This is a genomic window from Roseomonas elaeocarpi (genome assembly GCF_042433915.1).
In the GTDB taxonomy this organism is placed as follows: domain Bacteria; phylum Pseudomonadota; class Alphaproteobacteria; order Acetobacterales; family Acetobacteraceae; genus Roseomonas; species Roseomonas elaeocarpi.
This window is the reverse complement of the sequence record NZ_JBHLUN010000001.1, coordinates 149,075-175,654: the sequence shown is the minus strand read 5'-3', so window position 1 is coordinate 175,654 and position 26,580 is coordinate 149,075. Positions and strand designations below refer to the sequence as shown.

Annotated in this window: 17 protein-coding genes and 1 pseudogene; 14 read left to right on the top strand and 4 right to left on the bottom strand. The window is 67.6% G+C overall.

What is annotated here, in order from left to right; all coding sequences use genetic code 11:
* From ACFFGY_RS00585 to xrtA, 4 genes are read left to right on the top strand one after another with little or no spacing between them, the layout of a single operon-like run.
* Window positions 1–861 carry an XrtA system polysaccharide deacetylase gene (locus tag ACFFGY_RS00585; RefSeq protein ID WP_377042400.1) on the top strand — a complete coding sequence of 287 codons (861 nt, stop codon included), beginning with the start codon at window positions 1–3 and terminating at the stop codon, window positions 859–861.
* Between the two features lies 1 nt (window position 862).
* Complete coding sequence (locus ACFFGY_RS00580) at window positions 863–1,897, top strand: FemAB family XrtA/PEP-CTERM system-associated protein (protein ID WP_377042398.1); 1,035 nt, start codon at window positions 863–865, stop codon at window positions 1,895–1,897.
* Window positions 1,898–1,902: 5 nt separating this feature from the next.
* A complete protein-coding gene (locus tag ACFFGY_RS00575) occupies window positions 1,903–3,162 on the top strand; it encodes a TIGR03087 family PEP-CTERM/XrtA system glycosyltransferase (protein ID WP_377042397.1) in 1,260 nt (419 codons plus the stop codon).
* Window positions 3,159–4,649 carry an exosortase A gene (xrtA, locus tag ACFFGY_RS00570; RefSeq protein WP_377042396.1) on the top strand — a complete coding sequence of 497 codons (1,491 nt, stop codon included), beginning with the start codon at window positions 3,159–3,161 and terminating at the stop codon, window positions 4,647–4,649. The genes ACFFGY_RS00575 and xrtA overlap by 4 nt, the downstream gene beginning before the upstream one ends.
* Window positions 4,650–4,665: 16 nt before the next feature.
* Here the strand turns inward: xrtA and ACFFGY_RS00565 are convergent, their stop codons facing one another.
* Window positions 4,666–5,247: a helix-turn-helix domain-containing protein gene (locus ACFFGY_RS00565; protein WP_377042395.1), complete on the bottom strand. Its 582-nt coding sequence runs from the start codon at window positions 5,245–5,247 to the stop codon at window positions 4,666–4,668.
* Window positions 5,248–6,066: 819 nt separating this feature from the next.
* On the opposite strand from ACFFGY_RS00565, the gene ACFFGY_RS00560 reads away from it, so the two are divergent.
* Window positions 6,067–8,394 carry a GAF domain-containing protein gene (locus ACFFGY_RS00560; protein ID WP_377042394.1) on the top strand — a complete coding sequence of 776 codons (2,328 nt, stop codon included), beginning with the start codon at window positions 6,067–6,069 and terminating at the stop codon, window positions 8,392–8,394.
* A gap of 228 nt (window positions 8,395–8,622) precedes the next feature.
* Here ACFFGY_RS00560 and ACFFGY_RS00555 read toward each other — a convergent pair.
* Window positions 8,623–8,820, bottom strand: a pseudogene (locus ACFFGY_RS00555) (transposase); the annotation flags it as partial.
* A gap of 861 nt (window positions 8,821–9,681) precedes the next feature.
* On the opposite strand from ACFFGY_RS00555, the gene ACFFGY_RS00550 reads away from it, so the two are divergent.
* Window positions 9,682–10,341 carry a Crp/Fnr family transcriptional regulator gene (locus tag ACFFGY_RS00550; protein ID WP_377042393.1) on the top strand — a complete coding sequence of 220 codons (660 nt, stop codon included), beginning with the start codon at window positions 9,682–9,684 and terminating at the stop codon, window positions 10,339–10,341.
* 172 nt (window positions 10,342–10,513) lie between these two features.
* Here ACFFGY_RS00550 and ACFFGY_RS00545 read toward each other — a convergent pair whose 3' ends face one another.
* The gene (locus ACFFGY_RS00545; protein ID WP_377042392.1) at window positions 10,514–13,135 is read right to left on the bottom strand and encodes a PAS domain S-box protein; all 2,622 of its coding nucleotides are present in this window, start codon (window positions 13,133–13,135) and stop codon (window positions 10,514–10,516) included.
* 132 nt (window positions 13,136–13,267) lie between these two features.
* On the opposite strand from ACFFGY_RS00545, the gene ACFFGY_RS00540 reads away from it, so the two are divergent.
* The 4 genes from ACFFGY_RS00540 to ACFFGY_RS00525 all read left to right on the top strand — a co-directional run bounded on the left by ACFFGY_RS00540 (window position 13,268) and on the right by ACFFGY_RS00525 (window position 16,355).
* Window positions 13,268–14,443, top strand: a complete 1,176-nt coding sequence (locus ACFFGY_RS00540) for a zinc-dependent alcohol dehydrogenase (RefSeq protein WP_377042391.1) — start codon at window positions 13,268–13,270, stop codon at window positions 14,441–14,443.
* A 13-nt stretch (window positions 14,444–14,456) separates the two neighbouring features.
* Window positions 14,457–15,038 (top strand): hypothetical protein, encoded by a 582-nt coding sequence (locus ACFFGY_RS00535; protein WP_377042390.1) that lies wholly within the window; start codon window positions 14,457–14,459, stop codon window positions 15,036–15,038.
* Window positions 15,039–15,371: 333 nt separating this feature from the next.
* A complete protein-coding gene (locus tag ACFFGY_RS00530; protein WP_377042389.1) occupies window positions 15,372–15,596 on the top strand; it encodes a hypothetical protein in 225 nt (74 codons plus the stop codon).
* A 150-nt stretch (window positions 15,597–15,746) separates the two neighbouring features.
* Window positions 15,747–16,355 (top strand): hypothetical protein, encoded by a 609-nt coding sequence (locus tag ACFFGY_RS00525; RefSeq protein ID WP_377042388.1) that lies wholly within the window; start codon window positions 15,747–15,749, stop codon window positions 16,353–16,355.
* Between the two features lie 87 nt (window positions 16,356–16,442).
* Here the strand turns inward: ACFFGY_RS00525 and ACFFGY_RS00520 are convergent, their stop codons facing one another.
* Window positions 16,443–17,027 (bottom strand): TetR/AcrR family transcriptional regulator, encoded by a 585-nt coding sequence (locus tag ACFFGY_RS00520; protein WP_377042387.1) that lies wholly within the window; start codon window positions 17,025–17,027, stop codon window positions 16,443–16,445.
* Window positions 17,028–17,209: 182 nt separating this feature from the next.
* On the opposite strand from ACFFGY_RS00520, the gene ACFFGY_RS00515 reads away from it, so the two are divergent.
* From ACFFGY_RS00515 to ACFFGY_RS00500, 4 genes are all read left to right on the top strand, one after another.
* A complete protein-coding gene (locus ACFFGY_RS00515) occupies window positions 17,210–17,707 on the top strand; it encodes a (2Fe-2S)-binding protein (RefSeq protein ID WP_377042386.1) in 498 nt (165 codons plus the stop codon).
* Window positions 17,704–18,762: an FAD binding domain-containing protein gene (locus ACFFGY_RS00510; RefSeq protein ID WP_377042385.1), complete on the top strand. Its 1,059-nt coding sequence runs from the start codon at window positions 17,704–17,706 to the stop codon at window positions 18,760–18,762. The genes ACFFGY_RS00515 and ACFFGY_RS00510 overlap by 4 nt, the downstream gene beginning before the upstream one ends.
* The gene (locus ACFFGY_RS00505; RefSeq protein ID WP_377042384.1) at window positions 18,755–21,007 is read left to right on the top strand and encodes a xanthine dehydrogenase family protein molybdopterin-binding subunit; all 2,253 of its coding nucleotides are present in this window, start codon (window positions 18,755–18,757) and stop codon (window positions 21,005–21,007) included. The genes ACFFGY_RS00510 and ACFFGY_RS00505 overlap by 8 nt, the downstream gene beginning before the upstream one ends.
* A 356-nt stretch (window positions 21,008–21,363) precedes the next feature.
* A complete protein-coding gene (locus tag ACFFGY_RS00500) occupies window positions 21,364–26,526 on the top strand; it encodes an alpha-2-macroglobulin family protein (protein ID WP_377042383.1) in 5,163 nt (1,720 codons plus the stop codon).
* The last annotated feature ends 54 nt before the right edge of the window (window positions 26,527–26,580 follow it).

Below are 26,580 nucleotides of genomic sequence, written 5' to 3'. Positions count from 1 at the left end.
ATGGACAGCCTCACCAACGCCATGAGCGTGGACGTGGAGGACTGGTTCCAGGTCCAGGCCTTTGCCGGCGTGATCCGCCGCGACGACTGGGATGCGCTCGCGCCGCGCGTCGTCGCCAACACCGACCGCGTGCTGGACCGTTTCGCCCGCGCCGGGGTGCGGGCGACGTTCTTTACCCTGGGATGGGTGGCGGAGCGCCAGCCGGCGCTGATCCGCCGCATCGTCGCGGCCGGCCACGAGCTGGCAAGCCACGGCTTCGGGCATGAGCGGGTCTACGAGATCGGTCCCGATGCCTTCCGCGCCGACATCCGCCGTGCCCGGCGCGTGCTGGAGGATACCGGAGGAACGGCGGTGACCGGCTACCGGGCGCCCACCTTCTCCATCGGCCCCGCGCTCACCCCCTGGGCGCACCGCATCCTGGCCGAGGAAGGGCATCGCTACAGCTCTTCCGTCTTCCCGGTCCGCCACGATCTTTACGGCGCGCCCGACGCCCCGCGCGGGCCGCACCGCCCGTTTCCCGACGGCGTGGTGGAACTGCCCATGACGACCCTGCGCGCCCTGGGCCGCAACCTGCCCTGTGCCGGCGGGGGCTGGTTCCGCCTGCTGCCCTATCCCGTGTTCCGCGCCGGGCTGCGGCGGGTCAACCGGGCGGAACGGCGGCCGGGCATCTTCTACTTCCATCCCTGGGAGGTCGATCCGGGCCAGCCCCGCATCGACGACGCCCCGCGGCTGTCCCGTTTCCGCCATTACAGCCGGCTCAGCAGCATGGCGCCGCGGGTGGATCGGCTGCTGCGGGATTTCCGCTGGGACCGGATCGATCACGTGCATGCCGCCCAGATCGGCGCGGTTCAGGAATCCTAGAATGGCCGTCCGCATTCGCCCCCTCGAGGACAGCGCCGCCGGCGCCTGGGACCGCTTCGTCCACGCCACACCCGACGCCACCTTCTTTCATCTTTCCGCCTGGCGCGGCGTGATCAAGGAGGCCTTCAGCCACGCCACGCACTATGCCCTGGCGGAGCAGGATGGCGCGGTTGTCGGGGTGCTGCCGCTGGCACGTCTTCGCACGCGGCTCTTCGGCGACGCGCTGGTTTCCACGCCATTCTGCGTCTACGGCGGCCCAGTCTCGGCCACGCCGGAGGCCGCGGCGGCACTGGAGGATCACGCGCGCGACCTGATGCGCCGCACCGGCGCGCCATCCCTCGAGTTCCGTCGCATCGGCGCGCCCGACCCCGGCTGGCAGGAGCGCCCGCCCCTCTACTACACCTTCCGCAAGCCCATCACCGGCGACGCGGAGGTGGACATGAAGGCCATCCCTCGCAAGCAGCGCGCCATGGTGCGCAAGGGTCTGGGCAACGGTTTGACCTCGGTCGTGGACGGCGACACGGACAAGCTGCACCGCGTCTACGCCGAGAGCGTGCGCAATCTCGGCACACCCGTCTTCTCGCGCCGCTACTTCCGGCTGCTCGGCACCGCCTTTCCCGGCATGTCGGAGGTGTTGACGGTGATGCACGAGGAACGTCCGGTAGCGTCCGTGCTGAACTTCCATTTCCGTGATGAGGTGCTGCCCTATTACGGCGGCGGCACGCGGGCGGCACGCACCCTGGCCGCCAACGACTTCATGTACTGGGAGGTGATGCGCCGCGCGGGCGCGGAGCGCGGGGCGCGGCTCTTTGACTTTGGCCGCAGCAAGTCGGGCACGGGCGCCTTCGACTTCAAGCGCAACTGGGGCTTCCAGGCACAGCCGCTGAACTACTGCTACCAGTTGCGGGAAGGCGCGCGCCTGCCGGACAACAACCCGACCAATCCCCGCTTCAAGTTCATGATCGCCGCCTGGCGCCACCTGCCGCTGTCGGTGGCGAACCTGCTGGGGCCGCCCATCGTGCGCGGCCTGGGGTGAACGCGATGCGCCCCAGGCTCCTCTTTCTTTGCCACCGGATCCCCTACCCGCCCGACAAGGGTGACAAGATCCGCGCGTGGCACATGCTCAGCCATCTGGCACGCCGTTGGAGCGTGGACCTCGGCTGCCTGGTGGACGATCCGGCCGATCTTGCGCATCTGCCGGCACTGCGCGCGGTCTGCGCCGAGGTGGAGTGCCGTCCGACCGGGGCGCGCGCCTCGGCCGCCGCCCGCGCCCTGCTGCGCCTGCGCCCGGGCCTTCCGCTCACGCTCGGGTGGTTCCACGCGCCGGCCCTGCAGGACTGGGTCGCGGCAGGCCTCGCGGCCGGGCGTTACGACGCGATCCTCGTCTACTCCTCCGCCATGGCCCCTTACGTCATGGGCCCGCATGCCGCGGGTCGGGGCGGGCGGGCGATGCCGCGGCGCATCCTGGACCTGGTGGACGTGGACTCCGCCAAGTGGGCTGCCTATGCCGTCGGTGCCGCACCGCCGATGCGGCAGGTCTGGGCCCGCGAGGCACGCACCCTCCTCGCCTTCGAACGCCGGGCTGCGGCCGCCTTCGACTGCACGCTCCTCGTTTCGCGTGAGGAGCGGGATCACTTCGCCACTCTGGCGCCCGAAAGTGCGGCGCGGCTGGACTGGGTGGACAATGGCGTCGACCTCGCGCGCTTCGATCCCAGCCTGCATCACGAGAATCCGTATCGCAGCGGGGCGCGGCCCATCGTCTTCACCGGGACGATGGATTACCGCCCGAACGTCGAGGCGGTGAGCTGGTTCGCGCAGGAGGTCATGCCAATGCTGCGTACCGCCGCGCCGGACCATCAGCCGGAGTTCCACATCGTCGGTGCCAACCCCGCCCAGGCCGTGCGCGCGCTGGCAACGCTGCCGGGGGTCTACGTCACGGGCCCGGTGCCCGATACGCGCCCCTACATCGCCCATGCCGCGGCGGCGGTTGCGCCGCTCCATATCGCGCGCGGCATCCAGAACAAGGTGTTGGAAGCCATGGCGCTTGCCCGCCCCGTTGTTGCCTCGCCCCAGGCCTTCGAGGGTGTGCGCGCCAACGCCGGCCAGGACCTTCTGGTCGCCGATGGCAGGCTGGCGACGGCGACCGCCCTTTCCGAGGTGTTGCGAGGCCTGCACCCGGATCTCGGAGCCCGTGCCCGCGCCGCGGTCGTGCGTGGGCACGACTGGTCTGCCACCCTGCGACGACTGGACAGGCTGTTGCCAGGGGAGCCGGCTGCCTACGCGCCCCAGGCCGCGGAATGAGCACGACCCGAACGGCGCTCCCCGGCACCGCGGCTGCCCGCCTGCCGCAGGGCTGGATGACTGCCATCCTCGTGCTGCTCGCCGCCCTCGTGGCGCTCGGCGTTCTTTTCGCGGAGGAGGCGGAAGCGGCGATCAACACCTGGGATCGCTCGACGGCCTATAATCACTGCTGGCTCGTTCTTCCGGTCGCGGCCTGGCTCGCCTGGAGCCGCCGGGCGCGCCTCGTCGGCCTGAGACCGGCACCGACAGCGCTCTTCGTGCTTCCGGCCCTCGGAGCCGCCGTCGCCTGGCTTGTGGCGGAGCGGCTCGGCATCATGGAGGGCCGTCAGCTCGCCGCCCTGGCGCTGACGGTGCTGGTGGTGCTGTCGGTGCTGGGATGGCGGATTGGCTGGGCCATGGCGGCCCCGCTCGCCTACCTCGTCTTCCTCGTGCCGTTCGGTGCCTTCGCCGTACCGTCGTTGCAGAAGGCGACAGCCTGGATGATCGTGCTGGGCCTGAGGCTCCTCGGCATTCCGCATTATGCCGACGACCTGATCATCGAAATCCCTGGCGGCACCTTTCTCGTCGCGGAAGCTTGCGCCGGGCTGCGCTTCACCATCGCTTCGCTCGCCTTCGGTGCGCTCTACGCCGCCGAGATGTTTCAAACCACCGGGCGGCGGCTCACGGTGCTCGCCCTGGCGCTGGCCGTGCCGGTCGTGGCGAATGGCTTTCGAGCCCTGGGGATCGTGGTGCTTGGCTACCACCTGGGCAGCGCGCAGGCAGCGGCGGCAGATCACCTGGTTTACGGCTGGCTCTTCTTCACTGTGGTGATCCTGGCGCTCGTGCTCCTCGGTCTGCCGTTCCGGCAGGATCAGCCACGACCTGCCGCCCCTGCAGCACTTGGCGGCGCCCCGCCTCGTCCAGCCCTGCTTCTCGGCATTGCCGGACTACAGCTGGCGGTCACCGCCGCCGCGCCCGCCCTCGTGACCCGGCTGAGCGCCGATGATAACGGACAACCCTCGACGATAACGGCCGCGCTGGTGGCACCGGAAGGCTGCGCCACCCTGCCCACCGGCGAACTGCGCTGTCAGGACCTCACGATCTCCGGGCGGCTTCTGGTGTTCTCGTCTCACGTCACATGGTCGACCGTCACAGCCGAGAGCAACCGCCTCACCGGCGAGGACGACGAGGCAGTGAGTTTTCGCGTGGCGGAGGGAGATGCGCTGTGGCGGGCGCGGCAATCGCCCGACGGTACGCGCCTCGTGGCGGTGGGGGCCTGGCTTCATGGCCGACCGGCTGATGGCGGACTCCGCAGCCGTGCGGAGCAGGGCTGGAACAGTCTGCGCGGCGGAAGCAAGCCGGTCCTTGCCGTGGTAACCCTGCAGGAACGCACCGGCAGTCAGGATGCGGCATCGCGCCTTCGCGATCGTACCCTCGTGCGACGCGTGCTGGAGGCACAGACCCCCGGGCCCGTGCAACGGGCGGCGGAACTGTCCCGCCGCCCTTGAGCAGGCCGGAGCCGTGCTAGTCCGTGTGGCTGCTGCTTCCGGCAGGGCGGCCGCCGTACTGTGCGGCCATCATCCTGGCCACGGCGACCAGGGCGCCGCGATGCTTCGGATCGGTGATCATGCCGAAGACCTGGATTAATTCGACGATGTCGTCCCCCGGACCGGATTGGCTGATGGGCGGGGGTGGGCTCGCGACATCGCCGGTCGAACCGGCCGCGAGCAGCGCATCGGGGCGGACGCCCAGGGCATTCGCGATGGCAATCAGGCGGCTGGCCGCGATCCGGGTCGTTCCCGTCTCGTAGCGGTGCAGCTGGGCGCCCGTCACGCCGACCATCCGCGCCAGCTCCTTCTGGGTCCGCCCTTGTGCACGGCGCAGTTCTCGGAGTTCCCGCCCGACGGCGGAGTCCGACACGGTTGGCGATCGCTGGTTGGCAACCGCCAGATCCCGCTGCCGCTGCACATCCAGACTCTGCGATAAGCGGCCCACGCGGTCTTCCTGCCCGGTGATCCTGGCGATGATGCTTGTTCCTGAGGGGGCTGGTGAATTTACGATGTGTCGCGCCAGCGTCGCGGCTGTGTCGATAGAGTTGCCTGCCATGGACGGTCCTCCCTCGAATACAGCTCAGCGGTCCCACGCCGCTGACCCTGCCCGATGTAAGACCGTAAGGGACAGCTGCTCCCCCTAACTTCAAAGCACTCTTTTCATTTCTTATCGCGAATAAAATCGTGCCGCCGACACGAACTGAAAACCAATTCCACAACTTCCGCGTGCTAGCCGATACGTTCTGGCAGCCATAGGATACTGTCAGGCAGGCCGTTCTTACACTAAATTTTAGGAACAGACGTCTCTCTGTTCATCATAATAAGGCATTGCTAAAAAATTCGGCATATTGGCGTCGTGGAGGTTGCTCTGGGGCAGCTGAAGAGCTTTCAAGGTGGGAAGGGATATCACGATCTTGTGATATTTACGGTGCGAATTAGTGGACCTCCGTTCCGTGAGATCAACGGAGCAACGCACACTGGTTACGTGTTCAGAGATTGCCCTTGTGAATTTATGCTGAACTCCGACGCAATCGCTGATGCTGAGAGCAGGTCCGGGCCGCCATGGTGGTTGGGCTGCAGTTCTGGCCCTTGATGTACCGGCATGACTTTCTCGCAGAGCGAATACGTGTCTGCAGATCCTACGCGCTACGCAATTCCGACCGCAGATGCGGCGTCGCATGCGACTTCATCATGCTGCAGTTGCGTAATCCACAGCGCGGATCGGCGCGGAAGATTCTGCTCTGCTTTTGGTTCGTTCTTGGGCCAGACTGCGAGAACGCAATGGCAGGCTCGTAGATGTCGGATGTGTCTGGCTGGCCAACACGTTCGCCACTCTCATAGCGTGCATTTCCTAGCATGAGGTACACGTGCCACAATGGCTGATCAGCCAAACGGGGAAGCGCTGATCGTCCCACCCGTATCCGGTACCAACTTGGCCAGGTATGGCGCGATCAGCGTTGGGATCGAGATCCTGTCAGCCGAGCAGGCCGGCATCTTCCTCGCAAAACGCCGCGCGGAAGCTCGCCTGAACGCCTCCGCCATCGAGATTTACCGGCTGGCCATGATCAGCGGCCGGTGGAGCTTCAACGGCGCCCCCATCATCCTTTCCCGCTCCGGTGTGCTGCTGGACGGCGTGCAACGTCTCGCAGCTTGCGTGGCGGCCGGCATGTCCCTCACCGCAGCCATTGCGCGGGGCGTGGATGACGATGTCCTTCCCACCATAGACCAGCGCCGCCGTCGCTCCTTCGCTGCCATACTGGCTGCACGCGGGGTGCCTCATGCCCGGGCGCAGGCCGCCTTGATCGACCGGCTGATCCGCTACGATGACGGCACGCTCCTTGCCACCTCGGGAGCAGCCCCGGACTGGGACCGCCTGGAGAGCGCGCTGCACGCCAACCCCGGCATCGAGGCCGCCGTGATGGCCAGCCAGGGCATGACGACCTCACCGCTTCCCGAGCCTGTCCGCTCGACCATCCTGTACATGGGGCATCGGGTGGACGGCCCGTTGACCACCCGACTGCTCGAAGCCTTGCGCCACCCGGAGCGATTCGATCCCACGGAGCCCGGTGTCGTTCTGCGCGCGGAGATCGACCGCCTGGGAGAGGACGCAGCCAACCCCGCAAATCGCGTAAAGCTGTTGGCGCTGGCGGTCGAGGCGCTGAACGCCCTGCTGCGAAACGAACGTCCGCGCCGGATCATCTGGCCTTCGTCCGAGGTTTTTCCCCGGCTCGCGGGTTATCCAGGACTGGTCACGGCTCCTGCCGGGCCGGCACCAGCGAAGCCCGTCGTGGCAGCGCCTGCACCAGTTGGCGTCAGCCTGCAGTTTGAAACCATCAGCGCGCAGGACGCCGGCCGTTACCTCCTGATGGGCGCGGAAGATGCCACCCCTTCGCGCAAGGACGTCGACGCCATCGCGCGGGACATCGCGACCGGCCGTTGGAAGGTCAATGCCCAGCCAGTCTGCTTCTCACGCAGTGGGCGGCTGCTGGACGGGCATCACCGGCTGATGGCCGTCATCGCCGCGAACATCGCGGTCCCTGTTCTGGTGGTTCGTGGATTGGCCGAAGAGGCTGAGAGAACCTTTGACTACCACACGCAACGGAGTTCCGCGGCACGGCATCCGCTCAGCAACTTCGGGGACGCGGCGCTCGCGGCTGCCATGGCCAATCTCCTTTGGCGCCGGGAGCATCGAAGAGCGGCCATGCGCGCCAAGAAGGCGACGCCAGCGGAGGTTCAACAGATCCTCGACAGGCATCCGCGGCTTCTCGCCCTACGCGGCTTTGGCCGGCGGATGATTGCGTATGGCCGGGCTTCCGTCATGGGCTATGCAGCCTACGTCGTTGAGCGGGAAGATCCCGCGATGGCTGGCCTCTTCCTCCGAGCCCTCGAGACGGGTGCCAACCTTGCGGAAGGTCATCCTGTTCTGGCGCTTCGCGATCAGATGCAGAGCCTCCGCCGCGAGCAGGCCACCCAGGACAAGCAGTTCGAGGCGCTGATGGATGGCTGGCGGCGCTTCAAGGCCTATCAATCCGGGAACACCGCTCCGGAACCACCAGCCCCTTCGCCAAAGCCGGACCGGGTGGCTCTCCGTACCGCCGCACCGAGCGGGCGAAGCTGGCAAGCACCCGCCGGCGTCTCGATCCCCGGGATCGGCAAACCTCGACAGGTTGTCACGGATCCTGTCGCTGATCCGGATCGTGCCATGCGGCAGCAAGCCTTGCTGGCGAGCTTCAGCCGCTCCGCCCTGCGGAGCGGCGACCTTGCCACCATCATCCGGGACGCGGCGCGGCTCGCCGCCGAGGAAAGCGGAGTGCCCTTCTCGAGAGTCCTGCAGTACGAGGCGGAGACAGGCACGCTGCTGCTCCGCGAGGGAGCCGGGTGGGGAGCTGAAAGCCTCGGGCAGGTTCGCTTCCATCTCGACCCCCGCTTCCCCGCCAGCCAGGCCTTCACCACGGGCCGGCCCTCTCTCCACCCTGCTCAACCCGGTGCACGCCGTATCGCCCTGCCGCCTTTCCTGCTGAAGCACGGCGTGCGGCGCAGTCTCGACGTGATCATCCCAGGCAGCGGCGGACATTTCGGTGTGCTGGGCATTGATGACATGACAGGCCAGACCTTCGGACTAGCCGATATTGGCTTCCTTGACGCGCTGGCGAGCGTCCTCGGGCTTTCGATTGAAGCGGCTCGAAAGACGCACAGCCGCTAAAGTCCGCCTGTTATCAACGTGGCCCACCTGGCCGCCACCACGGCGTCGTGGGCCTGCCTCTTGTTCTCCCTCGTCGACAGCAGTGCTTTTCGTGAACAGCTTGGTCGCCTCTGTCGACATCCGGCAGCAGCTGGCCCGTGCGATCACCGCGACGCTGGACTGAGAATCTTAAGGATGAGGCGCGCGGTGCCCGGCCTCATCCGCCCCGGCTGCCTGATCTAGAGCGTGTTACGCACTGGTGGCGAGTTCTGTGGCGCGCTCGAGGAGCAGGACAGTGAAAGCGACGAGGTGCAGGCCTACGAGGGTGTCTGGCAGTCGCTCGTAATCGCGGGCGAGGCGGCAGAAGCGGGCGAACCAGCCGAAGGAGCGCTCGACGACCCACCTCCTGGGCAGCAGCACGAAGCCGTGCCTCACCTCGGGTAATTTAGGGCGATGCCATGGGCGGCTGCGGCCTGAGAGACTGTTTGAGCGGCCCTCAGCCGCGCGTCCCCATCTTCTCCTGAGGTGACACCGAGCACCGCCTGGCGGGGCGCAAGGGTGGGAGAGATGTGGACGCAGCGACATCGGGCGCGCCACGCGGCGCGCCTGGAGCAGGTGGTATCGTGACACGCGATCCACCTGCCCGCCGGTTTGCGCCAGGCAAGGATGGCCGGCTCTCGCCCCTTGAGAGTTCAAGGCGCGACCGATGACATTGCCGACGATTGCGCCGCACGCGCCTGGGGCAGACGTTGCCGCCGCGGCTGCTGCCATGAGGGCGCGCTGTCGACCAACCAATCTTGAAGGATGAACATCCTTTGGCGCGCCGGGAGCGCCGGCGCCCGTGTGGCAAGGTTGACACCGCGAGGACGCGCTATGCTCGTCGGCTTGGTCACGGAGGGATCAACAAATTGGTCGCTGAGGCTCGGCATCAGCCCTCGCAGCGTGGAATTTTACCAGCCTATGTCATGAACCGGCTGCCGCCAGCATTCAGTCCTAACTACTCTCGATTGCCCTGAAAATCGTCGTCTCGCCAGCGGGTAGTGATGGCAGGGTATATTGCAAGGATACCTAGGATTTGTCCGGATGTCCAAACGGACAAGCTTACGGCACTGAAATCCTACACTTCGAAGGGTTAAGTGGATGAAGCAAGATTTTCTCCTGCCTCAACCTCGGTCCTCGCAGGACGCTGTTCCAGCGTCGCGGCTTCTGCCGTCGGTGGTACCGGGAAATTCTGCAGAAGCTGCCTGTGCGGCGTTCTTCGCGAACAATGTGCCAGGCGGGTTGCTCAGCGCAGACGACCGTCGTGCCATGATCGAAGCGCTGGTTGAGGTCTGGTCGGTAGGCAGCAATCAGTCGATCCCTGTCCGTCCACGGTCACATGCTCACCTGCACCTTCTGGTCGAAGGTTGGCTGGTTCGTTCCCAAACGTTGTCTGACGGCGGGCGCCAGATCACCGATATTGTGTTGCCCGGAGACTTGTGTGGTTGGGCAGCAGCGGAATTCCAGGGAACGGGTGAGGACATCAGGGCATGCGGACCAACTCGCATTGCCGTGCTGCGGAAGGACGTCGTTATTGAACGGGATTTGTTCGCCGTCTGGCGAAGTTGGGAACGGGCACGCGATGTCGAAGCTCGCATTCTGCGCTCACGGTTGGTCAGCCTCGGCCGCCGAAATGCGCGCGCACGGACAGCGCATCTTGTGGCCGAATTGTACCATCGGCTGCGTCGAGTGGGCCTTGCAGATAGCGGATCCTTCAGGTGTCCGCTCACGCAAGGTCAAATTGCAGATGTTCTTGGTGTGAGTCCTGTCCACATCAATCGGGTGCTCCAAGAACTTCGGCGCGAGGGGTTGATCGCCTTCAACAAGCAGCAGGTCATGATCCCGGATCTTGCTCGCCTACATGTAGCAGCCAGCTTCGACGAGGGGCTGGACGATGTTGGCGTCGAGGCCTTTTGTAGTTTGATCTGATCATGATTGTCATTGGAGGCTCCCTCCCCCAGTGGACGGCAGCGGCGCAAGCCGACCGGAACCGGTACCTCGCACGGGTCAGGGCGAGTGAGACCAGCCTCTGGCAGTTGGCATTCTTGCCAAACACCGTGGCATACTAGGAAACGACATCGACTGAGCTGCGGTCCCCAGGTCACCCTAGTGGGGTGCTCACGCGAGTTACCGGCTTTATACCGGCCGCCAAAGCAATTTGCAGCAGCTCCGTCAAACTGCCCGCGTTGAGACGGTTCATCACCTGGGCGCGGTGCAGCTCCACCGTGCGGGGACTGATGCCGAGCTTCTTGCCGATCGTCTTGTTGGTTCCACCCTCGACCAAGCCTAGGAGCACGTCACGCTCTCGCGGCGTCAACCGCTCGACGCGCGAAGCGGCGCTTTCATCGCGTGCGGCTGGCCGTGCTGCGCCGTGACATTCCGCCACGGCGTTCGCGATTCTGCCGCGGAGCGACTCATCATCTGTCATGGTCAGGTAGTCGATCGCTCCTGCCTTCATCGCGGTGACGGCAGAGGCGACGTCGGCCGCAGGCCCGTCGAGCAGTATCGCGGGCAGTGCGCTAGAGCGAGCCTTGAGTTCTCGGGGAATCGAGAGACCCTGCAACTTCGCCCCCCGGAGATCGACGAGCACACAACCCGGCGCGAGCACGGGTGCGATGTCCAGAAATGCTGAAGCGCTTTCGAAACTCCGGGCGCGATAGCCGACGCTCCGGACAAGGCCCACCAAATGACGCGCTTCGGCCGCCTTTGTGCTGACGAGGTAGACCTGATGGTTGTCCTCCGGGGTGAGGTCCTCGGCGATGCCGCCGATCCGGCTCACCGCGCCATTCTCGTCGCGAATAGGAAAGCTGGTGTCGCGAAGCCAGCGGATCTTGCCGTCGCCTGGTCGAATAATCCGGTACTCGTATTGAGCAACCTCTCCAGCCCGGACAGTGGCCAGAGCACGCTCGACCTGCTGGCGGTCGTCAGGATGGACGGCCTCGATCCAATCGGCGAGAGCGGTCGGCGCGTTGTCGCACGGCAAGCCCCAAATTCTTTCGAAGGCGGCGCTGCGATACACGATCGTGCCCGCGACCGGATCTCCGATCCAGATCAGGTTGCTGCTGTGCTCGGTGAAGCTGCGGAACTGCGCCTCACTCGCTTGGATCGCCGCCTCGGTGCGGCGATGCGCGCTCACGTCGATGGCAGCGCCGATGAAGCTGATGGCACGACCTTGCTCGAAGGTGGCCCGGCCGGAGGTCGCAATATGACGGGTGACGCCGTCGTCACGGCCGATCACGCGATATTCGATGTTGTAGTGTCCATCTCCGGCCGGATCGGCGCAGGCGGCGATCGCGTCCTGGACGCGGGCCAGATCATCCGGATGAATACCCGCCTCGAATACGGCCGTGTCCACTGGCACATTGGACGGCAAGCCCCACATCGCGCGGAGCCGGTCGTCCCAGTCGAGCACGCCAGTGACGGGGTTCCAGGAATAGATGCCAAGTCCAACCAGTTCGGTCGCCGCGCGCAAGCGGGTTTCGTTCTTCTTGAGCGCCTCCTCCATGGCGCGCCGCTCTGTGGTGTCGCGCGATACACCGACCACCAGCTCGATCGAGCCATCCTCAGCGTAAACGGGACCCCAGAGGAAGGCGAAATAAGCCCCGTAGCCGGTCGGGCTTCGGTAAAACACCTCGTCCTGCACGGTCGCACCTACGCTCAGGACCCGGTCGATGTGAGCCTCCAGCCGCTCGGCGAGGTCTCTGGGATAGTTGAGATCGGCGAAGGTCCGCCCCAACATCTCTTCCATCGACAGGCCGAATAGCGCCAGCATCGCCTGGTTGGCGTAAACGAAGCGTCGCTGCGGGTCGAAAGCGTAGACGAAATCAGGAATCGACGAGAGCGTTGCCTGAAAGAAACGGGACTGGCTCGCAAGTTCTGCCCCTGCCAACTCGACCCGCTCGGCCGCCCGCTTGAGGTCGTCCACGTCTTGGACGACGACGATGGCTCCGCTTGGCTCTTCGCCCTCGGGTCGGAACGGAACGGCACTGATCCGCATCCACCGCTCGGCCGCACCCTGCTCGCAGTACAGGAAATCCACACCTGGCGTGACCACCTCGCCGCGTAACGCGCGGGCGCCGGGATAGCGGTCGGGTGGAATAGGTTGGTTGTCCGCATCATAACTCCGCCAGCGTCGCGACGAGACAGGGTCGCGTGAGGGAAGCCGGGCCAGGCTGGTATAGTCGCGCATGCGCTGGTTGGAATGGATCAGATCGCCATGGCGATCATAGACACCGATCCCCAGTGGGAGGTTGTTCAGGACCGACGCGAGCAGCATCTGCTGGCTGCGGAGCGCCTGCTCAGCTTGCTTGCGCGCGGAGATGTCGTTGGTAAAGCAGGCAGCGCCGATCAGGTCACCAGTCTCGTCGCGCAAGGCAAAAGCCGACCAACGCACCTCCATTTGCCGAGATGGATCAGTGAAGTGACGGAAGCACAGTTCCCCTTCCCACTGCCCCTCGCGCAGCATCGTCGGTAGACCGATCTCCGCAACCACGCGACGGTGCTGCGGTGCGAAGAAGTCCAAGAGCGCGTAGGCAGTGATGTCAGCACCGGAGGACAGGCCCACCATCACCCGGCCGGCGGCGTTGAGGAAGGAGAGGCGGAGTTGCGCGTCGCACAGTCCCACAAAGGTCGGCGCTTGACGCACCGCCGCCGAGGCAATCGCGGCGAAAGCGGCTTCGCTGTCCCCCAACCCGGCCGCTGAACGTGGGATATCCAAGGTCATGCCGGGCTCCTCGGGTAATTTGCCGGCAGGACGATAGAACCCGAACCCTCGGAAGGTTCCATAGGTATCGTCCGCATGGCCGGCCTATGCGGCAATTAGATAGGAAGGACGCGCCCATTCGAGGAGAGCCGCATGAGAGCCCTGGTCTGGCATGGCAAGGAGGATATTCGGTGCGACAGGGTGTCCGACCCTGGGATCGAGCATCCCCGCGATGCGATCATCAAGGTCACGAGTTGCGCGATTTGCGGCTCGGACCTCCATCTCTTCCATAACCTCATTCCCGCGATGCTGCCGGGCGACATCATGGGCCATGAAGCTATGGGTGAGGTGGTCGAAGTTGGCAGCGCGGCCAAGGACAAGCTCAAGAAAGGTGATCGCGTCGTCATTCCTTTCACCATCATCTGCGGCGAGTGCGAACAGTGCCGGCGCGGCAATTACTCGGTCTGCGAACAGACCAATCGAAAGAAAAATCTCGGCGATAAAGCATTCGGCCACACGACGGCGGGGCTGTTCGGCTACACTCACTTAACCGGAGGCTATCCGGGGGGACAGGCAGAGTATCTTCGGGTGCCATTCGCCGATACAACCCACATCAAGGTGCCCGACGGTATCGATGACGAGAAAGTGCTGTTCCTTTCCGATATCCTGCCAACCGGCTGGCAGGCGGCCGTTCAGGCCGACATCCAACCCGGTGATACGGTCGCAGTCTGGGGTTGCGGGCCTGTCGGCCAGATGACGATCCGCTCAGCAATCCTGCTCGGTGCCGAGCAGGTGATTGCGATCGACCATCTGCCCGAACGCCTGTCCATGGCCGCCGCCGCGGGCGCCATCACCATCGATTTCGAGCAGGAAAGCGTCATCGACCGGCTCAACGAGCTGACCGGAGGCAAGGGCCCGCACAAGTGCATCGATGCAGTGGGCACCGAGAGCCACATCAATTTCGGCCAGCCCGACACCGTACTCGACCGCGCCAAGCAGATGTTGATGGCCGAGACTGATCGCCCGCATGTGTTGCGCGAGATGATCTACGTCTGCCGCCCGGCAGGCGTCATTTCGATCATCGGGGTTTACCTCGGCTTGGTCGACAAAATTCCCATGGGCCAGGCGATGAACAAGGGCCTGACCTTCCGCATGGCTCAGGCTCACGTCCCACGATGGACGGCCGACCTCCTGCGCCGGATCGAGGATGGGCAGATCGATCCTTCTTTCGTGATCACGCACAAGGCCAATCTCGCCCAGGGACCTGAAATGTACGCCAAGTTCCGCGACAAGGCGGATGGCTGCGTCAAGGTCGTGCTCCAGCCCTGAGAAGGTCCTCATCATGTTGCTGACCAACCTCTCGCATATCGCCCGCTCCAAAGGTGACCCGCGGGTCCTGCGTCCCGGCCCGAGTTCGCTTGCCAGCGCCGACCGCCTGGCGCGCGCGCTCGGTTGGCTCTCGGTCGGGCTCGGGGTCACCGAGTTGGTGGCACCAGGACGGCTCGCGCACATGCTGGGCTTGGATGGCCGCGGCGGGCTCATCCGCTTTTACGGCGCGCGCGAGCTGGCGAGCGCGGTCACGACGCTGTCGGTCAATAAGTCAACCGGTTTGGCGGCACGGATCGCTGGCGACGCGTTAGATCTCGCGACCCTTACCTCGGCCCTCGGCCGCAACAATCCCAAGCGCGGCAATGCCGCGCTGGCGACGGCGCTGGTGGTCGGGATCACGCTACTGGACGTGGTTGCCTACGCCGGTGTCACGGTCGCGCATCGCCGCGCGCCGGGCAGCAGGCGGGACTATTCGGACCGTAGTGGCCTACCGCGCGGCGTGCCCGTCTCACGCGGCCTCGCCCGCAAGGACTTCACAACGCCGGCGGATTACCAGGCAGAGGGGTCAGTCGCTGCCATGCTACCTGCGGCCTAGAGGGTGTTACGGCCCTGCGATCGTCCTCGTTCGGGGTGAATGCCCTTTCGCAAGCCGTATCCGTCCGACGTGTCCGAAGAAGAGTGGGCGCTGGTTGCGCCCCACCTATGGCTGAGTTGTACGTGACCAAGCCGGGCGATCCCCGTTTCTCGAAACACTCCACCTTGCTGTTGCCAGTCCTCCCAGTGGTTCACCGACGGCTTCCTGACGACGAACGCAGATCAGCAGCGACCCAGCGACGTCGGAGTTCTTCGCCGGATCTATGGCAGCCAGATCGATCAGGTCGAGTTCTTCGTCGGCCTGTTTGCGAAGGAGTTGCCACCACGATCGGCCGTGCCGCCGCTGATCGGCCGGATTGTCGCGGCGGACGCGTTCTCGCACGCGGTGACCGATCTGTCGCTGCCGCCTGCCATGTGCAAGGCTGAGACTTTCACCCGCACGGGCCTCCACATCACCGAAGGCACGACGCCGCTGGCGGAGCTGGTCCAGTGGAACACGCCCCACTCGGGCGCGGATCCGATGTCGATGGAGTGGCCCGGCTACGCATCGTCCGCCTGATCGGACACCCGTCGGTCGTCGACCCTCACCGAGGCCCACCGCCCACGAGACGACCTCAGCGCCACATGGCTTCGGCATCCGGGTTTATGTTGCGAATTTACAACGAAAATGAGAGAGTACCGCGCTCGAGGATGGGAGGGAATCAATCTCATGCTGAAGGCAGTGCTTTCAATCGCGCTGGTTCTGAGCACCACCTCGATGGCCGGCGCACAGACGATCACCAAACCCGACGAGATCGCCTCGCGACTTCGATTCTGGGTCCAGGATCCGGGTGAACCGGTTTACTACGGGGAGGTCAGGAACGTGGACCCGCGGAGCATGCGGGTCATGGGGCATTACCAGTGCCTGGCCCTCGCGTTCATCAGGTACGAAGGTGGCGTGTTCCAGTATGCTCACAAGATGTGGGCAAAGTCGCGGGACGGGTCCTGCCATTATGAGGACGTGACCTCGCTCAAGGTCGGAAATCACGGCGCCTGTGTCAGGGACACGAATGCAGGTTTCGGCAGGGCGGTCGGTACGGCCCGCATGACGAAGAACAACATCGACTACATGCGCAGCATCTTCAGAACCATCGACACCAACGCCCGCCGCGTTGGTGAGACCCGGGCCTGTGTACCGCCTAACGGCGTCGGGGCTGGTCTCCACTCCATCAAGATCGAGAACGGCCGCTTCAAGGTCATGACCAACAGGCCTCTGGACTACGAAGTGAACATCGAAGCCCAGGACCCACAGCGCCCTCCAACCAGTCCGGTCTTCTGATGTTCCCCTATGCAGCTTCCGATGATCCGGCGGAACGGCGACCAGAGATACACATGGACGCCTGCCGGGTGGAGGTGCGAGGTGCCATCAACGACGATCTCGCCGCAGCCCGTCGATGAACACGTCCACGACGCGCAGGACGCTGGATTGCCAGTCCGGTCCGTCCTGCATGTAGCAGATGCCAACGAGTGCGCGCAGGATGTTGTCGGCGCCGATGTCGTCGCGGATCTCCCCTTCCGCGGCCGCCCGTTGCAGCAGGGTGTCGAGTGCCTGCGTCATCTGCTCCACCATGCATATCGCAAGTTGGGAGGAGCTCTGCGCCACCACGGCCAGCGCCGCCGACATCCCCTTCTTGACGGATATGAAGCCCACCAGCGCATGCACCCAACGCCGCACGGCGCCGAGGGAGGAAGGGTCCTTGCGCAACTGCTCCGCCAGCGCGACCAGTTGCTGCACCTCGCGTCGGTAGATGGCTTCGAACAGGGCCTCGCGCGTCGGAAAATGCCGGTACAGCGTGCCGATGCCCACGCCGGCCTGCCTGGCCACTGCTTCGAGGCTGCCTTCGGCCTTGCCCAGGTTGAAGACTTCACTCGCCGCTTCCAGCAGACGCTCGCGGTTGCGTTCCGCATCGGCGCGGGGCTTCCGGCGGGTCCTTGCAACCTGATCGACCATGGCCTTGCGTTTCCCGCCCCTTGATAAGCGGAGGTATCCTCCGTATAAATATGGACACTGCATGGGCGCTGTTGAGAAGCCCGTGGGATTTACCTGTTTCGCCCGGACCGGAGAGGCGAGCAAGTTCACCCCGCTCCTGTTTGCTTCAGACGTCCCTGCCACAATCTTCCGCGGAGGTCCGAATGAGCCTGCCCATTTCGCTGACCGTGAATGGCGCACCGCGCCACGTCGCGCTCGATGATCCCCGTGTCACCCTGCTGGACCTGCTGCGCGAGCGCCTGCACCTCACCGGAACCAAGAAGGGCTGCGATCGCGGTCAATGCGGTGCCTGCACCGTTCTTCTGGACGGGCGACGCATCAATTCCTGCTTGACCCTGGCGGCGAGTTGCGACGGCAGCACCGTTCAGACCATCGAGGGCGTGTCGCAGGGCGACGTGCTGCACCCCGTGCAGGCCGCCTTTATCGAGCATGACGCCTTCCAGTGCGGCTTCTGCACGCCGGGTCAGATCATGAGCGCCATCGGCCTGATCCAGGAGGCCCAGGCTGGCAATGACCCGGAACGGGTGCGGGAGGCCATGAGCGGCAACCTGTGCCGCTGCGGCGCCTATGCCGGTATTGCCGCCGCTGTGCTGGATGCCCAGGCACGTATGGAAGACGCATCCCGGAGTGAGGCGGCATGAAGCCCTTCGACTACATCCGCCCCGACAGCATCGCCGAAGCGGTGGCCGCCGGTGCCGCCCCGGGCACAGCCTTCCTCGCCGCCGGCACCAACCTGCTGGACCTGATGAAGGGCGGGGTCACGACGCCGGACCGGCTGGTGGATATCACCCGGCTGCCAGGCCTCGATCGGGTTGAACCCACCGCCGACGGCGGCCTGCGCATCGGCGCCCTGGTGCGCAATGCCGCGCTGGCGCACGACCCCGCCTTCGCGCGCGCCTATCCCGCCGTCGCGGAAGCACTGCTGTCCGGTGCCTCGGCGCAGTTGCGCAACGCGGCGACGGTGGGCGGCAACCTGCTGCAACGGACGCGGTGCAGCTACTTCTACGACCCTGCCAGCGCCTGCAACAAGCGCCAGCCGGGCAGCGGCTGTGACGCGCGCGGGGGCGAGAACCGGCTGCATGCCGTGCTGGGCTGGAGCGAAAGCTGCATCGCCACCAATCCGTCCGACTTCTGCGTGGCCTTGGCCGCGATGGGCGCGGTGGTGGAGATCGCGGGCCAGCAAGGCGTGCGCGAGGTGCCGCTGGAAGACTTCCACCGGCTGCCCGACCACACACCGGAGCGCGAAACGGTGCTGGCGCCGGGCGAGCTGGTGGTTGCGGTGCGGTTGCCGGCCGAGGCGGCCGCTTTCGCGGGCCACGCCCGCTACGTCAAGCTACGGGAGCGCACCTCCTACGCCTTTGCCGTGGTTTCGGCTGCGGCTGCCCTGCGCCTCGAGGGTGGCGTGATTGCCGAAGCGCGGCTGGCGCTGGGCGCCGTGGCGCTGAAGCCCTGGCGCGCCCATGCGGCGGAACAATCGCTGACCGGTGCGCGACCCGGCCCCGAGGCGTTCCGGCAGGCGGCCGCCCTGGCACTGGAAGGCGCGGCCCCTTCCGGCGAGAACGGCTTCAAGATCGAGTTGGCCCGTCGCATCGCCGTGCGCGCCCTGCTGCTGGCTGCCGCCGGGACACCGGAGCGCCTGCCACCACTGCCCGCTTCCCCCTTTTCCCACCTGCCGGGAGTGCCGCTCCATGCCTGATACCGCCCCCACGCAGGCGCCCGCCCACACCCGGCACGGCTCCAGCATCGGCCAGCCACTGACACGGCGGGACGGCATCCTGAAGGTCACGGGCAGCGCGCGCTACGCCGCCGACAACAATCCCGAGGGGATGCTGCATGCGGTGATGGCCGTCAGCAGCATCGCGCGCGGGCGGGTCGCGGCACTGAATGTCGCGGCGGCCCGGGCGCATCCCGGCGTGGTCGAGGTCATGACGCCGGCCAACCGCCCGCCGCTGGCAGCCGACCCGGACGAAAAGACCAACCCCTTCGCCTTCCGGCTGGACCTGCTGCAGAGCGACCATGTCCGCTACGCCAACCAGCCTATCGCCGTGGTGATCGCGGAAACGTTGGAAGCGGCGGCCGAAGGCGCGCGCCTGCTGGCGCCGCGCTACGAGGCCGAGGCGCCGCGCGCGTCGCTGACGACGGGCGAGCGTTTCGTGCCCAGGACTGTCGGCGTGGGCAACCCGCCCGAGGTCCGCAAGGGTGACGTGGAGGCCGGCCTGGCCGACGCGACCCGGCGGGTTGAGGCGACCTACAGCACACCGGCGCAGTTCCACAACGCGATGGAGCCGCACGCGATCGTAGCATCCTGGGATGGCGACCGGCTGGTGCTGGACACGCCCACGCAGGGGCTGGCCCTGGCGCAGATGCGCGCCGCTGAGCTGCTCGGCATCTCGGCCGAGCACATCCATATCCGCAGCCCCTTCCTGGGCGGCGGTTTCGGCTCCAAGGGTCTGCTCGCTGGGCCGCAGATGCTGGGCATCCTGGCCGCGAAGCTGGTGGGCCGCCCGGTGAAGCTGGTGCTGCGGCGGGACCAGATGTACGGGCCGGTTGGCCACCGCGCTGCCACGCAGCAGACGCTGCGGCTGGGCACGGACGAGGCTGGCGCCCTGCAGGCGATCAGCCATCACGCGCTGACCTATTCCTCCTCCTTCGATGATTTCTTCGAGCCGGCCGCCGATACGTCCCACACGCTTTATGCCAGCCCGGCCATCGCCACGACCTACGAGGCCGTGCGGCTCGACACCGGCACGCCCTTGTTCATGCGTGCGCCCGGCGAGGCCACCGGTAGCATCGCGCTGGAAAGCGCGATCGACGAGATGGCCTGGGCCTGCGGCATGGACCCGCTGGAGTTCCGCCTGAAGAACTACGCCGATGTGGAGCCGGTCTCGGGCAAGTCCTTCTCCTCCAAGGCGCTGCGGGAATGCTACGCGCAGGGAGCGGAACGCTTCGGTTGGGCGTCGCGCCCGGTGCAGCCGCGGCAGATGCGGGATGAGGCCGGGCTGCTGGTGGGCTGGGGCATGGGCACGGCCACCTTCCCGGCGCTGATGTTCCAGGGACAGGCTCGCGCGGTGCTGCGCCAGGACGGCAGCGGCCTGGTGGAGAGCGGCGCGCATGACATGGGACAAGGCGCCTGGACCGCCCTGGCGCAGATCGCCGCCGACGGGCTTGGCCTGCCGCTGGAGCGCGTGGAGTTTCGCGCCGGTGATTCCACCCTGCCCGATGCCGGCATCGCGGGTGGCTCCGCCCACACGGCCACGGCCGGCATCGCCATCCACGCCGCGGGCGGCGACGTGATCGCGAAGCTGGCAGCACTGGCCACCGGCGACGAGCGGTCGCCCCTGTTCGGCGCCGGCAATGTCGGCGTCATCGCGCGGGATGGGCGACTGCATCGCCGGGACGATGAGAGCCGGAGCGAGCGCTACGAGGACATCCTGCTGCGTGCGGGCGTTGCCGAGATCGCGGGGCGCGGCAGCAGCGCGTCGGACCCTTCCGCACAGGAGGCCCATGCCATGCACGCGCACGGTGCCGTCTTCGCCGAGGTGAAGGTTGATCCGGAGCTGGGGCAGGTGCGCGTCACACGGATGGTGGGCGCCTTCGCCGCAGGCACCATCATCAATCCGCGCATGGTGCGAAGCCAGTATTACGGCGGGATGATCTGGGGCATGTCCTTCGCGTTGCATGAGCATGCGGCCATGGACCGGCGCACGGGCCGCATCATGAACGCCAACTTGGCCGACTACCACGTGCCGGTGAATGCCGACACGCCCGCGATCGAAGCCATCCTGGTCGAGGAGCACGATCCCTACGTCAACGCGCTCGGCATCAAGGGCGTGGGCGAGATCGGGATCACCGGCTCGGCCGGGGCGGTTGCCAACGCGGTCTGGCATGCGACCGGCATTCGTGTCCGGCATTTCCCGATCACGCCGGACCAGCTCATCTGACAGAAGGGGGCGACCAGCAGTCAGCTCCTCTGGCTCCGGCCGGATCGGACGAGAGGATCAAGGAGCCGCCGCTGGGTCGCCTTTCCGGCGGCGTGGCTTCATCCAGTTCACGCAGCGCTGTTGCGTGAACCATCAACATCTGGGGCGGCGAAGCCGGGCGCGCTCACGGCTGCTCCCCCTCGTCCGGTCATTCGGCCGACTCATACTCCGCCAAGCCGACAATTCCCTGCAGGGCATTGCTTGCTGGGCCGCGCTCACGAAGACGTTTCTGCCTTCGAATCGAACAGGAAGGGGGGGAAGACTTGGGCACCCTGGCCTTTCTAGGATAGCTGGCAAAGCTCGTCCGGGAATCGTCAATGTTCCGCAAGTTGCTGCTGGCTCTGCCCCTTCTGGCTTTGACAACAGGTGCATCCGCCTGGGCCGACGAGTTCAACCTGCCAGGACTGGGTGGCGACGCCCGACGTTACTTGGGTGAAATCCAGCGCCGCAACCCTGCCGCCCAGGGCAATCCGCAGTCGCGGCAGCAGGCCGAGCAGCGCGCCCTTGCCGCCGAACGCACCAACAACTGGGCCGCCGCCGCCACGGCCTGGGAAGACCGGATCGCTGCCGGCGACGTCACGGCCGACCAGTGGCAGGCGCTGGCGCGGGCCCAACTGCGGCGGCAGCCGCCGGAAGCGGAACGCGCGCTGCAGGCCGCCTGGAACGCCTTCGGCACCTCGGATGCGGGTCCTGCCGAAATCCCTGCCCTGCTGCTGATCATCGATGCACTGGGCCGCCTCGACCGCCCGGTGCAGCTGGTACAGGCCTGGCAGGCGGTGCTGGAGCGCGCGCCGGACGACGCTGGCTATCGCGACCGCCTCGCCGCCGCGCGTCGCGCTGCCGGCGTTCTCGTGCAGAGCGTGAGCGTGGACAACGAGGCCGAGCCCGCCCGCGCCTGCCTGAGCTTCACCGTGCCGCCGTCGCACCGGCAGGACTGGCAGCCCGCCGACTGGATCCGCACCGAGCCCGCGGTGCCGGACCTCGTGGTGACGCGCGAGGGCGATGCGCTCTGCCTCGCGGGCTTCCCCTACGGTCGGACCACAAGCGTTACGCTGCGGGCCGGGATGCCGGGCGAGGATGGACTGAAGCTCAACCGCGACGCCGTGGTGCCGGTCACCACCGGGAACCGGTCGCCTCGCATCGTCTTCGACAACCGCCGCTACGTCCTGCCGCGCGGCCAGGCGCCGCGCGTGGCGGTGACCACGGTGAACCTGTCCTCGCTCAAGCTCCAGGTGCTGCGCGTCGGCGAGCGGGGGCTGGTGGCGCTGCGCAACGACTGGCGGCTGGGCGATGGACCGGATGATTACACGGCCGGCAGCCTGTCCGACACTGCCGGCCGCGTGGTCTGGGAAGGCCGTGCCGACATCCCGAACTTCCGCCAGAACGAGACCCGCCGCACCGCCCTGCCGCTGCCCGACGCGGTCCGCGCGGCCGGCCCGGGCCTGTTCGTGCTGGTGGCGCGCCCTGGCGATGGCACGAGTTCCGATGAAGGCTCGCTGGTGGCGGCGCTGCCGGTCATCAGCACCGACCTGGGTCTCGTGGCGTGGCGCGGCGCGGACGGGGTGGCGGTGCAGGCACGCTCGCTGAGCGATGCCCGTGCCCGGGCCGGCGTGCGGGTGACGCTGCTGGCCCGCAACAACGACATCCTGGCCGAAGCCACGACCGACGCCGACGGGCTGGTGCGCTTCCCGGCACCCGTCCTGCGCGGCGATGGAGCGGCCGCACCGGTCTCGATCCACGCGGAAACAGGGGACGGTGCGGCGTCCGACCTCGCGCAGCTCGACCTCGACACCGCCGCCTTCGACCTGTCGGACCGTGGCGCCACGGGCCAGCCGGTGCCCGGGCCCGTGGACGCCTTCCTGTGGTCGGACCGCGGGATCTATCGCCCGGGGGAGACGGTGCAGGTGGCGGCACTGCTGCGCGACGGCGCGGGCATGCCGCTGGCGACCGACCTTCCGGTACGGCTGCGGCTGCGCCGTCCCAACGGGCAGGTGTTCGCCGAGGCAGTACCCGAGCGTGGCAATGGCGGCGCGATCTTCTGGCCGGTCTCGCTGTCGCGCACCGCGCAGGCCGGGCAGTGGACGCTGGAAGCCCTGACCGACCCGGATGCCGCCCCGATCGCCACCGCGAACCTGCGCGTGGACGCTTTCGTGCCTGAAGCCCTGGCGGTCACGCTCGGCCCGGCACCGGGACCGCTGGTACCGGGCACCACCCTCAACGTGCCGGTGAACACGCGCTACCTGTACGGCGCACCGGGTGCCGGCCTCGGCGGCAGCGCCACGCTGCGCCTCGCCGTGGAGCAGGAGCCCTTCCCCGAATGGAAGGGCTGGCAGTTCGGCCAGGTGGGCGAGAGTTTCGCGCCAGACCTGCAGAGCATCGACCTGCCGCCCGCCGACGACGCGGGCAATGCCACGCTCGCCCTGTCGCTGCCGCGCGCGCCCGACACCACGCACCCGCTGCGCGCCGAGGTTCAGCTGGAGGTCGCCCAACCCGATGGCCGCAGCACGCGCGCGGCGCTGACGGTGCCGGTCCGTCCGACCGGCACACTGGTGGCGATCCGCCCGGGCTTCGCCGATGGCGCGGTGGACGAGAACGCCGAGGCCGCATTCGACGTCGCCGCGGTCAGCCCGGACGGCAAGGCCCTGGCCGCGCCGCTGCGCCTACGGCTGGTGCGGGAGCGTCCGTCCTTTCGCCTCGTGGTGCGCGGCTCGCTGGCCCGCTACGAAACCGTGTTCCGGGATGAGCCGGTGGACGCGGCCGAGATCAGCCCTGCCCCCGGCAAGCCCGCCCACTACGCCCGCCGACTGCCCTTCGGACGCTACCGGCTGGACGTCGCGGACCCGAAGGGGCTCGGCATTTCCTCGGTTCGTTTCCGCTCCGGCTGGGCGGCTACGGCGGATGATGCTGACGTGCCCGACCGGGTGGAGGTTTCCACCGACCGCCAGGGCTATGCGCCGGGTGACACGGCACGGCTGCGGGTGCAGCCGCCTTTTGCCGGCCGCGCCACGGTGGCGGTGCTGACCGATCGGCTGATCTCGGTTCGGGAGGTTGACCTGCCCGCCGGCGGCAGCGAGGTCACGGTGCCAGTGGAGACCGGCTGGGGGCCCGGTGCCCACGTCGCCGTCACGGTGTTTCGCCCCGGCGAAGCGCAGAACGGCCAGCCGGCCCGTGCACTGGGCTTGGCCTGGGTCGGGCTCGACCCCGCGGCACGCCGGCTGGAGGTGGCGATCGAAGGGCCGCAGCGCGTGGTGCCGCGCACCCGTGTCGAGGTTCCGGTGCGCGTCGCCCCGCCCGCGGGGCAGGCGGGCGGGGAAACCTTCCTGACCCTGGCCGCCGTGGATGAGGGTGTCCTGCACCTGACCGACTTCCGCACGCCCGATCCGACCGGGCATTATCTCGGCCGCCGCCGCCTCGGCCTCGACATCCGTGACGACTATGGCCGCATCATTCCCCCCGCCGATGGCGATGCGGTGCAGCTGCGTCAGGGCGGCGATGACATGGGCGGGCTGGCCGGGATCGACATCCCGCAGCGCGTGGTGGCGCTCTTCTCCGGCCCTGTCTCCGTGGGCGCGGACGGCCGCGCGACGGTGCCGCTCGATATCCCCGACTTCGCGGGCGAGCTGCGGCTGATGGCCGTGGCCTGGAGCGGCAACCGCGTCGGCGCGTCGGCCCGTCCGCTCACCGTGCGGGACCCCGTGGTGGCGCAGGCGCTGCTGCCTCGCTTCCTGGCCCCGGGCGACGAGCAGCGCCTGTCGGTGCTGCTGCACAACGTCGACCTGCCGGCAGGCACGGTCACGGCCGAGATCTCGGCCACCGGTGCCGTGGCGCTCGGCGGTCCGGCGCAGCTCTCGGCCAATCTTGCGGCCGGGGCGCAGGCGATCCCCAGCACCACGCTGCGCGCCACCGGCAGCGGCGAAGGCGTCATCCGCCTCGTTGTCACGGGGCCGAACAACTTCCGGGCGGAGCACGAATCCCGCATCACCGTCCGCTCCTCGCGCGGCACGGTCACGGAGACCGCTTCGGTGGAACTGCCGCCCGGTCGCGACACCCCGATCGCGCTGCCGACCGAGCGCTTCCTGCCCGGCACCTGGAAGGCCAGCGCCACCTTCGGCGGACCGGTACGCTTCGACCCCGCCGCCCTGCTGCGCGCCATGGAGGACTACCCTTACTTCTGCGTGGAACAGGCGGGCAGCCGCGTGCTGGCGCTGGCCACCGTGCCGGAAGAAGGAATTGGTGGAGCCGACCGCCTCGTGCGGCTGAACCGGGCGGTGAGCTTCGTGCTGGACCGCCAGCGCTACGATGGCAGCTTCGCACTCTGGTCCGCCCAGGGTGAGGAGCAGCCCTGGCTCACCGCCTTCGCCACCGAAGCGCTGCTGCGCGCCCAGGCCTCCGGCGCCACCGTGCCGCAGGCGCCGCTGGATCAGGCGCTGGCGCAGATCGCAGCGGCGGTGGAACAGGCCGACACCGACACACCCGAAGGGCGCGCCGACCAGGCCTACCGTCTCCACGTCCTGTCGCTGGCGGGCCGTCCTCGCCTGGGCGCCGCGCGCCGGCTGCTGGAACAGCTGGATCAGCTGCCGACGCCGCTGGCCAAGGCGCAGCTGGGTGCGGCCTTCGTCCGTGCCGGCGATGCGGAGCGTGGGACGCGTGCCTTCGCCGCGGCGCTGGACATGCCGGCGCGGCGCCCCTGGGTGCATGATTACGGCTCCGCCGCGCGCGACAACCTCGCCGTGGCGCTGTTGCTGGAGGAAGCCGCCGTGCTGCCCGATCGCCGCACTGCCGTGCTGGCCAGGCTGCCGAGCCGTGAGCTGACGCCGGATGCCACCAGCACGCAGGAACAGGGCTGGGCCGTCGCCACCGCGGCGGTGCTCGGGCGCAACGGGCTGCCGACGCGGGTCGCGATCGACGGCCGCGTGTTGCCAGAGCAACCGATCGTCAGCCTCGCGCTCACCGCGCCCACGACGGTGCGCAACAGCGGCAGCCAGCCGGTCTGGCAGAGCGTGTCGGTCACCGGCATTCCCGCCACGCCCCTGCCGGCCGGCCGGTCCGGGATGCGGATCACCCGTCGCTTCTTGGACGAGGGCGGCAACCCGCTGAACCTCGACGACCTGCACCAGAACACCAGCTTCGTGCTGCTGATCGAGGGCTCGGCCGAGACCGGCGAAGCACACCACGCCCTGCTGCAGCAGGGGCTGCCGGCGGGCTGGGAAATCGCGGCCCGTCTGAGCGGCGGCGAGGTCACGGGGATGCCCTGGCTCGGCACCCTGTCCTCGCCCGCGGCGACGCCGGCGCTGGATGATCGCTACGCCGCAGCCGTCGACCTGACGCCCGACGAGAAGGGTTTCCGCCTCGCGGTGCGTCTGCGCGCCGTGACGCCGGGTCGCTACGAGCTGCCGGGGGCGGAGGTGTCGGACATGTACCGCCCGGCGGTCTTCGCGCGGCAGAACACCGGGATGATCACGGTGCTGCCGCCACGGTGACGCGCCTTAGCGGAGGACCGGCCTCGTGGCCGGTCCGGGGCACGATGGGAACCG

What these genes read in the sequence shown, in the direction of transcription:
- ACFFGY_RS00585 (WP_377042400.1), top strand. Translation starts at nt 1, where the DNA reads ATGGACAGCCTCACCAACGCCATGAGCGTGGACGTGGAGGACTGGTTC.
- ACFFGY_RS00580 (WP_377042398.1), top strand. Translation starts at nt 863, where the DNA reads ATGGCCGTCCGCATTCGCCCCCTCGAGGACAGCGCCGCCGGCGCCTGG.
- ACFFGY_RS00575 (WP_377042397.1), top strand. Translation starts at nt 1,903, where the DNA reads ATGCGCCCCAGGCTCCTCTTTCTTTGCCACCGGATCCCCTACCCGCCC.
- xrtA (WP_377042396.1), top strand. Translation starts at nt 3,159, where the DNA reads ATGAGCACGACCCGAACGGCGCTCCCCGGCACCGCGGCTGCCCGCCTG.
- ACFFGY_RS00565 (WP_377042395.1), bottom strand. Translation starts at nt 5,247, where the DNA reads ATGGCAGGCAACTCTATCGACACAGCCGCGACGCTGGCGCGACACATC.
- ACFFGY_RS00560 (WP_377042394.1), top strand. Translation starts at nt 6,067, where the DNA reads ATGGCTGATCAGCCAAACGGGGAAGCGCTGATCGTCCCACCCGTATCC.
- ACFFGY_RS00550 (WP_377042393.1), top strand. Translation starts at nt 9,682, where the DNA reads ATGATCGAAGCGCTGGTTGAGGTCTGGTCGGTAGGCAGCAATCAGTCG.
- ACFFGY_RS00545 (WP_377042392.1), bottom strand. Translation starts at nt 13,135, where the DNA reads ATGACCTTGGATATCCCACGTTCAGCGGCCGGGTTGGGGGACAGCGAA.
- ACFFGY_RS00540 (WP_377042391.1), top strand. Translation starts at nt 13,268, where the DNA reads ATGAGAGCCCTGGTCTGGCATGGCAAGGAGGATATTCGGTGCGACAGG.
- ACFFGY_RS00535 (WP_377042390.1), top strand. Translation starts at nt 14,457, where the DNA reads ATGTTGCTGACCAACCTCTCGCATATCGCCCGCTCCAAAGGTGACCCG.
- ACFFGY_RS00525 (WP_377042388.1), top strand. Translation starts at nt 15,747, where the DNA reads ATGCTGAAGGCAGTGCTTTCAATCGCGCTGGTTCTGAGCACCACCTCG.
- ACFFGY_RS00520 (WP_377042387.1), bottom strand. Translation starts at nt 17,027, where the DNA reads ATGGTCGATCAGGTTGCAAGGACCCGCCGGAAGCCCCGCGCCGATGCG.
- ACFFGY_RS00515 (WP_377042386.1), top strand. Translation starts at nt 17,210, where the DNA reads ATGAGCCTGCCCATTTCGCTGACCGTGAATGGCGCACCGCGCCACGTC.
- ACFFGY_RS00510 (WP_377042385.1), top strand. Translation starts at nt 17,704, where the DNA reads ATGAAGCCCTTCGACTACATCCGCCCCGACAGCATCGCCGAAGCGGTG.
- ACFFGY_RS00505 (WP_377042384.1), top strand. Translation starts at nt 18,755, where the DNA reads ATGCCTGATACCGCCCCCACGCAGGCGCCCGCCCACACCCGGCACGGC.
- ACFFGY_RS00500 (WP_377042383.1), top strand. Translation starts at nt 21,364, where the DNA reads ATGTTCCGCAAGTTGCTGCTGGCTCTGCCCCTTCTGGCTTTGACAACA.